Below are 14223 nucleotides of genomic sequence, written 5' to 3' on the forward strand. Positions count from 1 at the left end.
GCGGGGCCCGTATCCGGGTGCGGGTACGTCGTGGCCGGTCGCGCAGTTCCCCGCGCCCCTGAGTAGGCCGGGGCCGGCCGGGGGCCGCGGACGCGAGCCCGACGTTCAGGGCGGGTTCTCCGGGTGCGGGGGCCCGTTCTCCGGGTGCGGGTGCGTCGTGGCCGGTCGCGCGGTTCCCCGCGCCCCTGAGCAGGCCGAGGCCGACCGAGGGCTACGGACGCGAGCCCGGCGTTCAGCGCGCGTTCTCCAGGTGCAGGGCCCGTTCTCCGGGTGCGGGTACGTCGTGGCCGGTCGCGCGGTTCCCCGCGCCCCTGAGCAGGCCGGGGCCGACCGAGGGCTACGGACGCGAGCCCGACGTTCAGCGCGCGTTCGCCGGGCGACCGCAGCTGACGGGCGCCGCGGTCGCCGGACTGTCACTCAGCGGGGCCTGAGCCCGTCGACGACGATGTCCAGCATCCGGTGCAGCTGGGGGCGCTGCTCGGGTGCGCCGGCCACGGAGAGCAGACCGGCGAGGATGCCGCCCACCTCGACCGGGTCGAGGTCGTCGCGCAGTTCTCCTGCCGCGGCACCGGCCTCGAGCACCATCGCCAGGACCTGCTGGACCTCGTCGCACACCGGCCCGGTGCCGAAGCGGCCGGAAGCGCTCATGGCGACCAGGGCCTCGCAGATGCCGCGCCGTTCACCGGCCCAGTCGGCGAATCGGAGCATCCACGCGTGAAGGGCCCGCGCGGGCGGCTCGGTGGCCAGCAGGGTGCGCGCGTCTTCACGCAGGGGACGTATCTGGTCCCGGTAGACCTCTTCGACCAGATCCTCCCGGGTGGGGAAGTGCCGGTACAGGGTGGCGTTCCCCACTCCCGCGCGTCTGGCGATCGCGTCCAGCGAGACGGCGCGTCCGGACCTGAAGGCTTCGGCGGCCGTGGCGATCAACTGCTCGCGGTTGCGTTGCGCGTCGGCGCGCAGAGTGCTGCGTGGAGGTGTCATGACCCTCGCGATCGTAGGAGGCGGATGCGGCTCGGACCGAATCGGGGAACTCCCCGTTTCAGTGTACGGTGGAGACAACCGGGGAGGTCCCCGGTTACACACACCTCGTAGGAGAACACCGATGGCACTCACTCTCGACACCTACCGGCTGCTGGGCCGTTCCGGGCTCCGGGTCTCACCGCTGGCGCTGGGCGCGGCGACCTTCGGAACCGAGTGGGGCTGGGGCGCCGAGCGCGACGAGGCGCGCAAGCTCTTCGACCGCTACACCGAGCTCGGCGGCAACTTCTTCGACACCGCCAGCACCTACACCAACGGCAGCTCGGAGCGGCTGCTCGGCGAGTTCGCCCGCGGCGACCGCGACAAGCTGGTGCTGGCGACGAAGTACTCGACGCTGCGCCGGCCCGGTGACCCGAACTCCGGGGGCACCCACCGCAAGAGCATGCTGGCGTCGGTGGAAGGCAGTCTGCGGCAGCTGAACACCGACCACATAGATCTGCTCTACCTGAACATCTGGGACTTCAGGACGCCGGTGGAGGAGATCCTGCGGGGCCTGGACGACCTGGTGAGGCTGGGCAAGGTGCTGTACGTGGCGATCTCCAGCGCCCCGGCCTGGCAGGTGTCGCGCATGCAGGCGATCGCCGACCTGCGCGGCTGGTCGCCGCTGATCGCGGTGGAGACCGAGTACAGCCTGATCGAGCGCACCGCGGAGCGCGACCTGATCCCGATGGCAGGCGAGATGGGACTCGGCGTGGTCCCCTTCTCCCCGTTGGGCGGCGGGGTGCTCACCGGCAAGTACCGCCGGGAGGACCGGGACCGGGCGGGCTCCGTGGCCGGCGAGACCGCCAACGACCGGAAGAGCCTGAACGTCGCCCTGGGGTGGGTCACCGACCGCAACCTCGCGATCGCCGACGTGGTGAAGGAGGTGGCCTCGGAGCTGGGCCGCACGCCCGCCCAGGTCGCACTGGCCTGGGCCCTGAACGCCCCCGGCGTGACGGCGCCCATCATCGGCGCCCGCACCCCCGCGCAGCTGGAGGACAACCTGGGTGCCCTGGAGGTCGACCTCACTCCCTCCCAACTGGCCCGTCTCGACGAGGTCAGCGCCATCGAGCTCGGCAACCCGCACGCCACGCTCGCCAGCGATCACATCCGCACGGTCACCTCGGGCGACATGAGGATCGAGATCCGCGGATGACCCGGTTCCTGAACAGCGGCATCCGGATCGATCGATGCGTCTTCGAGGGAATGGAGCCACCTCGGTATGGCTGAGTACCGTGACAAACACGTGGTGATCACGGGCGGCAGCAGCGGCATGGGACTCGGGCTGGCGGAGCTGCTGGTGCGAGGCGGAGCCCGCGTGCTGGTCACCGGCCGTTCCCGGGCCAAGCTCGACGCGGCACGCGAGCGGCTCGGTGAGAATGCCGTGGCCGTCCGGGCGGATGCGTCCTCGCTGTCCGACCTGGATGTGCTCGTCGACCGTGTGCGAGGCGAGTTCGGCTCGATCGAGGCCCTGTTCGTCAACGCCGGTATCTCACCGCTCACACCCCTCGAGTCGACGACCGAGGACGTGTATGACGAGCTGTTCGCGATCAACGTCAAGGGCGCCTTCTTCACTGTGCAGAAGCTCGCTCCGCTGCTGAGCGCGAACGCCGGTGTCGTCCTCACCACCTCGATCGCGAACGTCATCGGCATGGTGGACACCAGCGTCTACGCGGCCGGCAAGGCAGCGCTGCGCTCGATGGCCCGCACCTTCTCCGGGGAGCTGCTTCCGCGGGGGATCCGTGTCAATGCGATCAGCCCGGGTCCCATCGACTCGGGGATCCTGGAAACGATGAACCTGTCCGAAGAGGCCGCTGACCGGTTCAGGGCGGAGCGGACCGCGAGCAACCCCATGAAGCGGTACGGGACCGTCGAGGAGTTCGCCGCGGCGGCCGCGTTCCTCGCCTTCGATGCGACGTACACCACCGGCATCGAGCTGTCCGTGGACGGGGGTGAGACCCAGCTGTGAGCCAGGGCTGCCTCGCCGTGGAGCGAGGTCAGGCCGCCGGGTCCGACGCCTCGGTGTGGTCGCGCAGCCAGGCCGGGAACGCGGTCAGGTCGGGGAGGACGACGTCGGCGCCGGCCGTGCGGAGTTCCTCGGCCGTGCAGGGGCCGGTGGCGACCGCGACGGAGAGGGCGCGGGCGGCGCGGGCGCCGCGTATGTCGCCGAGGTGGTCGCCCACGTACACGCCGGCGCCGTGCGCGAGCAGCGCCTCGGCCTTCCGCTCGGCCCACAGTCCGCCGATCAGCTCGTCGGGCTCGATGCCGAGGTGCTCCAGGTGCAGCCGGGCGCTGGGCTCGTACTTGGCGGTGACGACGAGCGTGCGTCCGCCGGCGGCGCGCACGGCCGCGATCGCCTCCCTGGCGCCGGGCAGCGCGCGCGTCGGCGTGATGGCGTACGCCGGGTACATGTCCCGGTAGAGCGCGGCGGCGGCGTCGATCCGCTCCGCCGGGAACCAGTTCGCCAGCTCCTCCTCCAGCGGCGGCCCGAGCCGCGAGACCACGAGGTCGGCGTCGATGGGCGTCCCCGTGCGGGCGGACAGCTCCAGGTAGCAGGCGTGGATGCCCGGCCGGGAGTCGATCAGCGTCATGTCCAGGTCGAAACCGACGGTCGGTGCGGAGGAGGTCATGCCGCCATCCTCGCAGACGCTTTTCGGCCACCCTTTTCTGAGTACCGCACCCGCCCCGGATGAGTACCCGCACCCGTGCCCCGCGCCCGCCCCGGGCGGTTTCCTGAGGCCATGACGCCCACCGGCTTCGGCCCCGCCCCCGTTCCGTACCTCCCCGCGCAGCACCCGGGCACCGACCGCGGCGGGCACGACGCGTACGCGTGGATCGTCCCGGTCGTCGTGTCCGCGCTGCTGGCGCTGCTCGTGCCGCCCGCGCTGCTGTTCGGCGCGCTGTCCCCGATGGCCACCGACGCGTGCGGCCCGGACCACTGTTCGGCAGGGCTCACCCGGTCGCTGGCGACCGTCGAGGCGTTGCTCCGTTACGGCGGGCTCGTCACCGTCCCCGCCTATGTCGCCTCCTGGGTGCTGCCCTGGCGGCGGAGCTGGACGCCGGTTCGGGTCGTCCTGGGGGCGGCGGCCCTGCTGCCGCCGGTGGCCGTGCTGGGGCTCGTCCTCACCCTCCCGGCGGGCTGAACGAGCTGAACGACCGCTCCCGGCCCGCCCCGCCCCCCGTTCAGTCCTCCGCGAGTTCCGCGACACCCGTCACCCGGTGCAGGGCGTAGGTGCGGACCTCCTCGGCCGTGTGGTCGTAGGCCGTGACGAAGCCGCCCTCCACCTTGACCGGGGCGATGACGCGCTGGCTGGCGGTGCCCTCGGCGTTGACGTAGCCGATCCACAGGGATTCGCCGGTGAGGACGGCCGCCTGCATCGTGGCGAGGGTCTCCGCGGCGGAGGTGCGGGGCAGCGCGCCGGGAGGCCCTTCGGCGGAGCCGGAGGGGTCCGCCGCGTCGGTGCGGCGGGCTGCCGTGGAGGCGCGGTCGCCGGCGCGGATCGCGCGGACCGCCGCCGCGAGCAGGGTGGCGTCGGGCACGGGCGGGCCCTCCGGCACCGGCGCGGGCGGGGTGCGCGGGGGTGTGCGGTGGGCGTCGGCGCGGGTGATGAGCACATCGCCCTCGGCGGACTCGGCGGCGGGCGCGTAGCCCATCGCGCGCAGCCCCTCCAAGAGGGCCGCCGGGTCGGCCCCGGAGGCGAGCACGGTCGGGGCGAGCGCGCGCAGCCGCAGTCCCGCCGAGCGCTTGTCGGCGAGGATCTCGCGCAGCAGCGCGTCGTCGTCGCAGCGCACGTACGCCGAGGCCGCGCCCACCCGCAGGTGGCCGTGGCGGCGGGCCACGTCGTCGATGAGGTAGGCGAGCGGCTGCGGTACGGGGGTGCGGGAGTGCTGGGCGAGGAAGGCGTGCAGGTCGGAGGCGGTGCGGCCGGCGTCGAGCGCGCGGCGCACGGAGGCGGGGGTGAAGCGGTAGACGGTGGCGCCGCCCTTGGACTCGACGTCGGCGAGGACGCCGAGCACCTCGGCGAGCGGGCGATGCAGCGGCCCGGGGGCGACGGCGGTCAGGTCCGCCTGGAGCAGCACGTGGTCGAGGGGTTCGGGCAGCAGCGGGGCGAGCAGCCGGGCGGGGTCGGCGGGCGGCTCCCCGGGGGCGGGCGGCAGCAGGGCGCGGCCGTGGGCGGAGAGCGCGCCCCGGCCGGTGACGCCGAGCTGTTCGGCCTCGGTGAGCGTCCACCGGGCGAGGCGGGCGCGGAGGTCCTCGGCGCCGGCGCGGTCGCCGCGCGAGGGGCGTTCCCAGGCGAGGCGGGCGAGCAGCGAGTCGGGCTCGGGGGCGGCGCCCTCCGGGAGCCCGGCCAGCAGGGCCAGCACGCGCAGGCGCACCTCGGGGGCGGTGGAGCGGTCCAGGCCGGGGCCGAGCGCGGCGAGCGTCCGGTCCTTGGTGTCGCGCCCGCCGACCAGTCCGGCGGTGCGGGTCGCCGACAGCCAGGCTGTGGCCAGGAGGGTCCAGCGTTCGGCGGCGGGCAGCCGCAGCCACTCGTCGGAGGCGGGGGTGGGCGCGTACCGTTCCTCGGCCTCGCCGTCGGAGGCGAGCAGCCCGGCCGCGTAGGCGAGTTCGAGCCAGAAGGCGGCGACGGGTTCGGACACGTCGAGGGTGACGGCGGTCCGCTTGAGGTCGCGCACGCTGAGGCCGCCCGCGCGCAGCACGGCGGGGCCGCCGCCGTCCCAGGCCTTGAGGAGTTCCTCGACGGTGGCCAGGGCGGTGTACGCCTGCCCGGCGGCCGTGGCGTCCACCACCTGGGGGCGGTGGGTGGCGGCCGCGACGGGTGCGGGCGGCAGCGGCCGGGGCTCCCGGTGGGCGCGGCCGGCCCGCAGGTGGAGGGCGACCTCGCGGGGCAGGACGACGGTGCCGGGCGCGGTGGGCAGCAGCAGGCCCCGGTCGAGCAGGGCGCGCAGCCGGGGCGCGGGGTCGGCGGTGACCTGGCCGTAGGGGGGTCCCCACAGGAGTCGGGAGAGGACGTCGAGGGAGTCGGCGGGGACCTCGTCGAGCAGGGCGGACATGCGGGCGCGGTCGGTGAACAGGGCGGTGAGCGCGGCGATCGCGGAGACCGTGTCGGCGGTCGTGGGCAGTCCGGCGCCGGTGAGGATCTCCTGCATCCGGGCCGAGGACATCCCGGCGGCGGCCTCGGCGACGGTGGGCCCGAGGCCGGTGGGCGAGGGGTGCTGCGGGGAGGGGGCGAGGAGTTCGCGGGCGGTGCGGACGAGGCGGAGGCGGTCCTCGGGGCCCCAGAGGAGGGCCTGTTCGCGGAGGGTGGTGACGGCGGCGGGCAGGGCGCGCGCGACGGCGGGGTCGCGGTCGCCGCCCTCGCCCTCGCCCGCCATCAGCGTGAGGAGGGCCTCGTACGGCGCCGGGTCGGGGGCGACGGCCAGGGCCTGCGCGGTCTGGAGGGCGAACCGGTCCAGTCGTTCCAGGGCGCGTACGACGCTGGCCCGGGTGGCCGCGCGGGTGGCGAGCTGGGTGAGGTCGGCGGGGACGGGGGTGACCAGGTCGGGGCGGGTGCGCAGGAGGGCGGAGAGGGTGTCGTCGGGGCGGCTCCGGAGATCCTCGGCGAGGGAGCGGGGCGGTGCGGGGGCGGTCCCCGGCTCCGCCGGGTGGTCCTCGGTGCTCATCCGGCCAACGGTAGCGGGTGGGGGCGGAAGCGAGGGAGTGCTCGCCCCGCCGCCCCCGTCCCGGCCGGGACCGGTGTGCGGCTCACCACGGCCCCGAGGGGGCCCGATGCTGCACACTGGAGGATTGGCCGGTGCGGGAGTGGCGTGGGATGGAGATGTACAGGTGAACGGACCCCTGATCGTGCAGTCGGACAAGACACTGCTGCTGGAGGTCGATCACGAGCGGGCGGACGACTGCCGCCGGGTGATCGCCCCCTTCGCCGAGCTGGAGCGCGCGCCGGAGCACATCCACACCTACCGGGTCACCCCGCTCGGCCTGTGGAACGCGCGGGCCGCCGGGCACGACGCCGAGCAGGTCGTCGACGCGCTGGTCGAGTTCAGCCGCTACCCCGTGCCGCACGCCCTGCTCGTGGACATCGCCGAGACGATGGACCGCTACGGCCGGCTGACCCTCAGCAAGCACCCCGCGCACGGCCTGGTCCTGACCAGCACCGACCGGCCGGTCCTCGAGGAGGTGCTGAAGTCGAAGCGGATCGCGCCCCTGGTGGGCGCGCGCATCGACGCGGACACCGTGGCCGTGCACCCCTCCGAGCGCGGCCAGATCAAGCAGACGCTGCTCAAGCTGGGCTGGCCCGCCGAGGACCTCGCCGGGTACGTGGACGGCGAGGCGCACCCCATCGACCTGGTGGAGGACGGCTGGGCGCTGCGCCCGTACCAGAAGCAGGCGGTGGAGAACTTCTGGCACGGCGGCAGCGGGGTCGTCGTGCTGCCCTGCGGCGCCGGGAAGACACTGGTGGGCGCCGGGTCGATGGCGCAGGCGAAGTCGACGACGCTGATCCTGGTCACCAACACCGTCTCCGCGCGGCAGTGGAAGCACGAGCTGGTGAAGCGGACCTCGCTGACCGAGGACGAGATCGGCGAGTACAGCGGGACGCGCAAGGAGATCCGGCCCGTCACCATCGCCACCTACCAGGTGCTGACGACGAAGCGGAAGGGCGTCTACCCGCACCTCGAGCTGTTCGACTCCCGGGACTGGGGCCTGATCCTCTACGACGAGGTCCACCTCCTCCCGGCCCCGGTCTTCAAGTTCACCGCCGACCTCCAGGCCCGGCGCCGGCTCGGCCTGACCGCGACGCTGGTCCGGGAGGACGGCCGCGAGTCGGACGTGTTCTCGCTCATCGGCCCCAAGCGGTTCGACGCGCCCTGGAAGGAGATCGAGGCGCAGGGCTACATCGCCCCCGCCGACTGCGTGGAGGTGCGGGTCAACCTGACCGACGCCGAGCGGCTCGCCTACGCCACCGCCGAGGCGGAGGAGAAGTACCGCTTCTGCGCCACCACCGCGACCAAGCGGAAGGTGACCGAGGCGATCGTGCGCCGCTTCGCCGGCCAGCAGATCCTCGTCATCGGCCAGTACATCGACCAGCTCGACGAGTTGGGCGAGCACCTGGACGCGCCCGTCATCAAGGGCGAGACGACCAACGCCCAGCGCGAGAAGCTCTTCGACGCCTTCCGCACGGGCGAGATCAGCGTGCTCGTGGTCTCCAAGGTGGCGAACTTCTCCATCGACCTGCCGGAGGCCACCGTCGCCGTCCAGGTCTCGGGCACCTTCGGCTCCCGCCAGGAGGAGGCCCAGCGACTCGGCCGGGTGCTGCGCCCGAAGGCCGACGGTCACCAGGCGCACTTCTACTCCGTCGTCGCCCGCGACACCCTCGACCAGGACTTCGCCGCCCACCGCCAGCGGTTCCTGGCCGAGCAGGGCTACGCCTACCGCATCGTCGACGCCGACGAGTTGCTCACGGAGGAGGGGCGCTGAGGGGGGCGGTACTGTCGTGGGGCGAGGGTTTCGGCACCTGCCCCCGGAGGGGTTCGTGGGGATTGAGAGCGATCAGGTCGTCTACGAGTATCTGAGCCGGGTCGCGGACCTGGCGCAGCGGCAGTTGCCCTCGGCGGACCGGATGCGGCTGGTGGCCGGGCTGCGGGACGAGATCGACCGGCGGCGCGGCCGGACCGCCGTGGACAGTCCGGCCGCCGTCCGCCGCATCATCGACCGGCTGGGCAGCCCGGACGAGGTCGTGGCGGCGGCGGGCGGCACACCGGGGTCGGCGGCCGAGCCGCCCGCCTCGGTGCCCCTGCAGCGGGCGGAGGAGACGGCACCTCAGCCGCCCCCGGCCGGGAAGCGGCCGCGGCGGGTGCTGCCGCGGCCCCGGCCCGGCAAGGACGCGGGCGGCTCCGCGCAGTCGCCGTCCCCGGCGCCCGCCGTCGACCCGAGCGCGCCCTCGCCGCCGCACCTGGCGGGCACGCACGAGCTGGGCGACACGCGGGGGACGCCGCCGGACTGGTGGCGCAAGGAGGTCAGCGCCTTCGACCTGGGCGACAGCGTGCCGGGCTTCGTGGGCGGGGTGGAGATCCCGGAGCTGCTGAGCGCCCCCGGGGCCGCCGGGGGGCCCTCGAAACCGGCGGCGCCCCCGGCGACGGAGGCGGCTCCCGCCGCGCCCGAGGCCGTCGCGGCGCCCGCCGGAAAGGGCGCGCGGCGCCGGATGCCGCTGCCGCGGGTCTCCGCCCGGCAGAACCCGCTGCTGCTGTTCGCCGCCGTGGCGCTCGTCGTCGGCGCGGTGCTGGGGAGCTGGATCGCGCTGGGGCTCGGCTGGGTCATCGCCTACGCCTCACGGCGGCTGACGCCGGCGGAGGTGAAGTGGGCGGTCATGGTGCTGCCGGGCGCGGCCCTCGCGGGCGGCGCGGTGTGGTTGTGGGGGCGGTCGGAGGGCCGCTGGGGCGAGCCGATCGCCACGGGCCACATGGGCGACGCCGTAGCGGAGACCTGGCCGTGGGTCGTCCGGGGCGCGGCGGTCGCCTCGGCGCTGTACCTGGCTTGGCGGTCGCAGCGGCGACGGTGAGAAGCGGCGCGGGGCGCCGGGGGCGGTGAGGGAGGAGCCGGTGCCGCGCGGCGCGAGGCGCCGGGGCCGTGAGAAACGAGTCGGTGCCGGGGGCCCGTGAGGGCGGAAGCGGTGCCGGGCCCGTGAGGGCGGAAGCGGTGCCGGGCGCGCGGGACGCCGGGCGGTGAAAGACGAGTCGGTGCCGCGCGGCGCGGGGCGCCGGGGCCGTGAGGGACGAGTCGATGCCGGGGGCCCGTGAGGACGGGAGCGGTGCCGGGCCCGTGAGGGCGGAAGCGGTGCCGGGCCCGTGAGGGCGGAAGCGGTGCCGGGCGCGCGGGACGCCGGGGCGGTGAAAGACGAGCCGGTGCCGCGCGGCGCGGGGCGCCGGGGCCGTGAGGGACGAGTCGATGCCGGGGGCCCGTGAGGGCGGAGGCGGTGCCCAGGGCGCGGTGGGGGGCCGTGCCGGTCAGCGCCGGCGCACGCCCGCCTCCTCCGCGTACTCGCCGAGGATCACCACGTCGAGGGCCGCCCCGGCGAAGGCCGTGACCGCCCGCACCGCGTCACCGAACCGGTGCCTCGAGGCCGTACCGTTCCGCAGGGTCGTCGTTCCCGCCGGGGGCGTCCGCCGCCCGGGGGCCGGAGAGAAGGATGCTGCGCTCATGTATCCAGGGTGCGGCGCCACGCCCCCAGAAGCGTCGGTCTGCGGTCGTATCCCGCCCCTCCCCCTCGCACCAGCGGAACGCCTTCCGCCTACGCCTGTGGGTGTACGGGCCCCCTAGGGCCCCTGAGGGACCGACCCCGACCCGCGACCACCCGCCGCATTAATCATTCGCCCCTCCTCACCCCCGTCACCTACAATCCCCTCTCTTGCCCGCCTCCCTCCGCGGAGCGCCGTCGTCCGGACGGAAACCGGACGGCAGACCGCGATGCCCGGGCGCCGTGCGCGCCGGGGGCACCGCCTCACCCGTACGCGACAGCCGGCCGAGCGCACCCCGGGCCGGCCCACCGTCATGCCCCGGAGGCAAACCGCCCGTGTCCAGCCCTTCCGGCCCTTCCGGCCCTTCCGTACCGCCGGCCGCGCCCGGCACCCCCGGCACCCCCGGCACCCCCGGCTCCGACCCGCTCACCCGCGAGCGCGCCCACCTCGCCGCCTCCCGCTCCGCCCTGCGCGCGATGCGCGAGGACGTCCAGGCACTGGACATCAAGGACGTCACCGCGAACTGGGTCAACGCCGCCGCCCTCACCCACCAGATCGAGGAGCGCATCAAGGCGCTCGCCGACCTCAGCGACACCCCCCTGTTCTTCGGCCGCCTCGACTACCTGCACTCCCCCGGCGCCGAGCAGGCCGAGGAGGCGGAGGGGGAGCGCCCGCAGCCGGAGGCTGCTTATCAGACACTGCACATCGGCCGGCGGCACGTCCACGACACGGACGGCGACCCGATGGTGATCGACTGGCGAGCCCCCGTGTCCCAGCCGTTCTACCGCGCCTCGAAGCAGGACCCGCAGGACATCGCCCTGCGCCGCCGCTTCGGTTACACCGGCGGCGACCTCACCGCCTACGAGGACGAGCACCTGTCCGACCCGGCCGAGGCGGCCGGCACCAGCAGGCTGCTCCAGCAGGAGATCGAGCGCCCGCGCGTCGGCCCGATGCGCGACATCGTCGCGACGATCCAGCCCGAGCAGGACGAGATCGTCCGCTCCGGCCTGGCCGCCAGTCTGTGCGTGCAGGGCGGTCCCGGCACCGGAAAGACCGCCGTCGGCCTGCACCGCGTCGCCTTCCTCCTCTACGCCCACCGCGACCGCCTGGCCCGCACCGGCACCCTCGTCATCGGCCCGAACCGCTCCTTCCTGCGGTACATCGAGCAGGTGCTCCCCGCGCTGGGCGAGCTGGAGGTGCGGCAGGCGACGGTCGACGACCTGGTCGCCCACGTCGAGGTGCGCGGCGCCGACGGCGCCGCCGCGGCCGTGGTCAAGGGCGACGCCCGGATGGCGGAGGTGCTGCGCCGGGCCGTGTACTCCCACGTGAGGATGCCCACCGAGCCGGTGGTCGTGGTGCGCGGCTCTCGCCGCTGGCGCGTCCCGGCGTACGAACTGGAGGAGCTGGTCCGGGAGTTGCTGGACCGGGACATCCGCTACGGCGCGGCCGCCGAGGCGCTTCCGCAGCGCATCGCGCACGCCGTGCTGGTGCAGATGGAGCGTTCCGGGGAGGCCCCGGACGACCGGGTGCAGGACTCGGTGGCCCGCAACGCGGCGGTGAAGGCGGCGGTGAAGACGCTGTGGCCGCCGGTCGACCCGGCCAAGCTCGTCCTGCGGCTGCTCTCCGACCCGGACTTCCTCGCCGCGCACGCCGAGGGCCTCCTCGACGAGGCGGAGCAGAAGGAGATCCTCTGGTCCCGTCCGGCGCGGTCGGTGAAGTCGGCCAAGTGGTCGGCGGCGGACGCGGTGCTGATCGACGAGGCGACGGACCTGGTCCGGCGCACGCACTCGCTCGGCCATGTCGTCCTCGACGAGGCGCAGGACCTCTCCCCGATGCAGTACCGGGCGGTGGGCCGCCGCTGCACGACCGGTTCGGCCACGGTCCTCGGCGACCTGGCCCAGGGCACCACCCCCTGGGCGACGAGGAGCTGGCAGGAGGCCCTGACCCACCTCGGCAAGCCGGAGGCGCTGGTCGAGGAGCTGACGGCGGGCTTCCGCGTCCCCACCGACGTCATCGGCTACGCCTCCCGTCTCCTCCCGCACATCGCGCCGGGCCTGACGCCGGTCGCCTCGGTGCGGGAGAACCCGGGCACCTTCGAGATCCGGCGGGCGACGGGCGACGCGGACGTGCTCGCGGCCTGCCGGGACGCGCTGGCCCACGAGGGCTCGACGGGCCTGATCGCCGCCGACACCCGCGTCCCGGCCCTCACCGAGGCCCTGGACGCGGCGGGATTGCCGTACCTCTCCCCCGGCGAGGAGACCACCCCCGACGTCCGCCTCACCCTGGTCCCGGCCTCGCTGGCCAAGGGCCTGGAGTACGACTACGTGGTCCTGGACGAGCCCACGGCGATCGTCGACGCCGAGCCCGACGACCGCACGGGCCTGCGCCGCCTCTACGTCTGCCTGACCCGTGCGGTCTCGGGCCTGACGATCACCCACGCGACGGAGCTGCCGCCGCAGCTGGGGTAAACGCGCGGACGGGCCGGACGTGCCGGACGGGCCGGGCGGGAGCGGGGCTCAGGGGCTCAGTCCTCCTCCCGCTCCCCGGCGCCGGGCCCCCGCGCCGCCCGGCTGCGCAGCCGTTCCAGCACGGCCCCGCCGAGGAGCACGAGTCCGACGCAGACGGCCTTGCCCGCCCCGTAACCGGCCCCGGCGTCGTCCTCCGCGCCGGAGGACCAGACGTACAGCCACAGCAGCCAGCCGACACCGACGAGGACGAGCACGCCGGCTCCCAGCGGCCCGATCCCCCACCACCACGGCTCCTGCGGATGCCAGTCGTCCCCACCGTGCTTGCCGTCCCGGCCGTGCTCGTCGTCCCGACCGTGCTTGCCGTCCCGACCGTGCTCGTCGTCCCGACCGTGCTCCTCGTGCCGCTCGTGTGTGTCCTGCTCGGCCTCGGCCATCGCCGCCCTCCCGGAGCGTCCGCCGGGTGTCCGGAGGGGCACCCGCTGGATCAACAGGACGTGCGCCCCGCGCCCTACGGTTCCTGGGGGCGGGGTGTCTCCCGCTCGTCCACGGCGGTCCGCCAGCGTCGTACCGCCTCCGCCGAGACCGGGCCGGTCCAGCCCTCGGGGCGGGCGGCGCCGCCGATGTGGAAGGCGTCGATTCCGGCGGCACGCAGGGCGGGGACGTGGGCGAGGGTGAGGCCGCCGCCGGCCATGAGGCGCTGGGTGTAGCCGGGCTCGCCGTGCCGGGCGGCCTCGGCGCACAGGGTCGGCAGGCCGTGGGCGACGCCGGAGGCCGAGCCGGCGCTGAGGTAGGTGTCGAGGCCGGGCAGGTCGGCGAGGAGCTTGCGCAGCCCGGCGCGGTCGGCGGCGCGGTCGATCGCGCGGTGGAAGGTCCAGCGGCAGCCGGCCAGTTCGGCCGTGAGCAGGTCGAGGACGGCGAGGTCGGGGCCGCCGTCGCGGTCGAGGAAGCCGAGGACGAACTCGTCGGCGCCCGCCTCCCGCAGGGACCGCGTGGCGGCCACGAGCGGTGCCGGGTCGCCGGCGGTGAAGCCGTCCGCGAGGCGCAGCATCACGCGCAGCGGGAGGTCGACGGCGGCGCGGACGGCGGCGAAGGTCGCGACCGGCGGGGTGAGTCCGTCCGCGGCCATGTCGGCGACCAGTTCGAGGCGGTCGGCGCCTCCGGCCCGGGCGGCGACCGCGTCCTCGGCGTCGAGTGCGATCACCTCCAGGACTGCACGCTTGCTCATGAACCCTCGATTCCCGAAGACGGTGGCCACAGGCCCGCAGACCGCAAGATCTACCGGCTTCACCCCTGACAGGTCTAGTCCAATTACAGCCTATAGTCCTCCCGGTGTCCCCCGGCGCCCCCGCCGCACCGCCGTTGTGGCACAGCTCACGGGAACCCCGCGGGAGGTGCGGAGAGGCCACGGGTGTGAGGTGCCACGAGATGCGAGACGACCCGAGTGACCCCGGTGATCCGGGCGGCCCGCCCTGCCCGGCCGACCCGGACGGACGACGATGCGGGC

The 14223-nt window shown here is 74.8% G+C and carries 12 protein-coding genes; 6 read left to right on the forward strand and 6 right to left on the reverse strand.

Annotated elements, in window-relative coordinates:
* Positions 1 to 417: 417 nt before the first annotated feature.
* Positions 418 to 981 (reverse strand): TetR/AcrR family transcriptional regulator, encoded by a 564-nt coding sequence (locus tag OHB09_RS14390; protein ID WP_093595494.1) that lies wholly within the window; start codon positions 979 to 981, stop codon positions 418 to 420.
* Between the two features lie 121 nt (positions 982 to 1102).
* Here OHB09_RS14390 and OHB09_RS14395 point away from each other — a divergent pair, with 121 nt between their 5' ends.
* Together OHB09_RS14395 and OHB09_RS14400 are read left to right on the forward strand one after the other, a co-directional pair.
* Entirely contained in the window at positions 1103 to 2173 is a 1071-nt protein-coding gene (locus OHB09_RS14395; protein ID WP_319116764.1) for an aldo/keto reductase, read from the forward strand.
* 66 nt (positions 2174 to 2239) lie between these two features.
* Positions 2240 to 2986 carry an SDR family oxidoreductase gene (locus tag OHB09_RS14400; RefSeq protein ID WP_328922073.1) on the forward strand — a complete coding sequence of 249 codons (747 nt, stop codon included), beginning with the start codon at positions 2240 to 2242 and terminating at the stop codon, positions 2984 to 2986.
* Positions 2987 to 3014: 28 nt separating this feature from the next.
* Here OHB09_RS14400 and OHB09_RS14405 read toward each other — a convergent pair whose 3' ends face one another.
* On the reverse strand, positions 3015 to 3647 hold the full coding sequence (locus OHB09_RS14405; protein WP_006144047.1) for an HAD family hydrolase: 633 nt from the start codon (positions 3645 to 3647) through the stop codon (positions 3015 to 3017).
* A gap of 111 nt (positions 3648 to 3758) precedes the next feature.
* Between OHB09_RS14405 and OHB09_RS14410 the strand changes: the two genes are divergently transcribed.
* Complete coding sequence (locus OHB09_RS14410) at positions 3759 to 4160, forward strand: hypothetical protein (RefSeq protein WP_213088804.1); 402 nt, start codon at positions 3759 to 3761, stop codon at positions 4158 to 4160.
* A gap of 40 nt (positions 4161 to 4200) precedes the next feature.
* On the opposite strand, the gene OHB09_RS14415 is transcribed toward OHB09_RS14410, so the two are convergent.
* The gene (locus tag OHB09_RS14415; RefSeq protein WP_328922074.1) at positions 4201 to 6681 is read right to left on the reverse strand and encodes a helicase-associated domain-containing protein; all 2481 of its coding nucleotides are present in this window, start codon (positions 6679 to 6681) and stop codon (positions 4201 to 4203) included.
* A gap of 163 nt (positions 6682 to 6844) precedes the next feature.
* On the opposite strand from OHB09_RS14415, the gene OHB09_RS14420 reads away from it, so the two are divergent.
* Both OHB09_RS14420 and OHB09_RS14425 read left to right on the forward strand, forming a co-directional pair.
* Positions 6845 to 8494: a DNA repair helicase XPB gene (locus OHB09_RS14420; RefSeq protein ID WP_040897064.1), complete on the forward strand. Its 1650-nt coding sequence runs from the start codon at positions 6845 to 6847 to the stop codon at positions 8492 to 8494.
* A 55-nt stretch (positions 8495 to 8549) separates the two neighbouring features.
* Positions 8550 to 9575 (forward strand): HAAS signaling domain-containing protein, encoded by a 1026-nt coding sequence (locus OHB09_RS14425; RefSeq protein WP_328922075.1) that lies wholly within the window; start codon positions 8550 to 8552, stop codon positions 9573 to 9575.
* A 445-nt stretch (positions 9576 to 10020) separates the two neighbouring features.
* Here OHB09_RS14425 and OHB09_RS14430 read toward each other — a convergent pair whose 3' ends face one another.
* The gene (locus OHB09_RS14430) at positions 10021 to 10215 is read right to left on the reverse strand and encodes a hypothetical protein (RefSeq protein ID WP_040897066.1); all 195 of its coding nucleotides are present in this window, start codon (positions 10213 to 10215) and stop codon (positions 10021 to 10023) included.
* 371 nt (positions 10216 to 10586) lie between these two features.
* Here OHB09_RS14430 and OHB09_RS14435 point away from each other — a divergent pair, with 371 nt between their 5' ends.
* Positions 10587 to 12719, forward strand: a complete 2133-nt coding sequence (locus OHB09_RS14435; RefSeq protein ID WP_328922076.1) for a HelD family protein — start codon at positions 10587 to 10589, stop codon at positions 12717 to 12719.
* Between the two features lie 56 nt (positions 12720 to 12775).
* Here the strand turns inward: OHB09_RS14435 and OHB09_RS14440 are convergent, their stop codons facing one another.
* Positions 12776 to 13153, reverse strand: coding sequence for a hypothetical protein (locus tag OHB09_RS14440; protein WP_328922077.1), 378 nt, complete (start codon positions 13151 to 13153; stop codon positions 12776 to 12778).
* Between the two features lie 74 nt (positions 13154 to 13227).
* Positions 13228 to 13944, reverse strand: a complete 717-nt coding sequence (locus OHB09_RS14445; protein ID WP_191854816.1) for a copper homeostasis protein CutC — start codon at positions 13942 to 13944, stop codon at positions 13228 to 13230.
* Positions 13945 to 14223 lie beyond the last annotated feature (279 nt).

Origin of the sequence: Streptomyces griseoaurantiacus (assembly GCF_036189845.1) — a bacterium.
GTDB classification, from domain to species: domain Bacteria; phylum Actinomycetota; class Actinomycetes; order Streptomycetales; family Streptomycetaceae; genus Streptomyces; species Streptomyces griseoaurantiacus.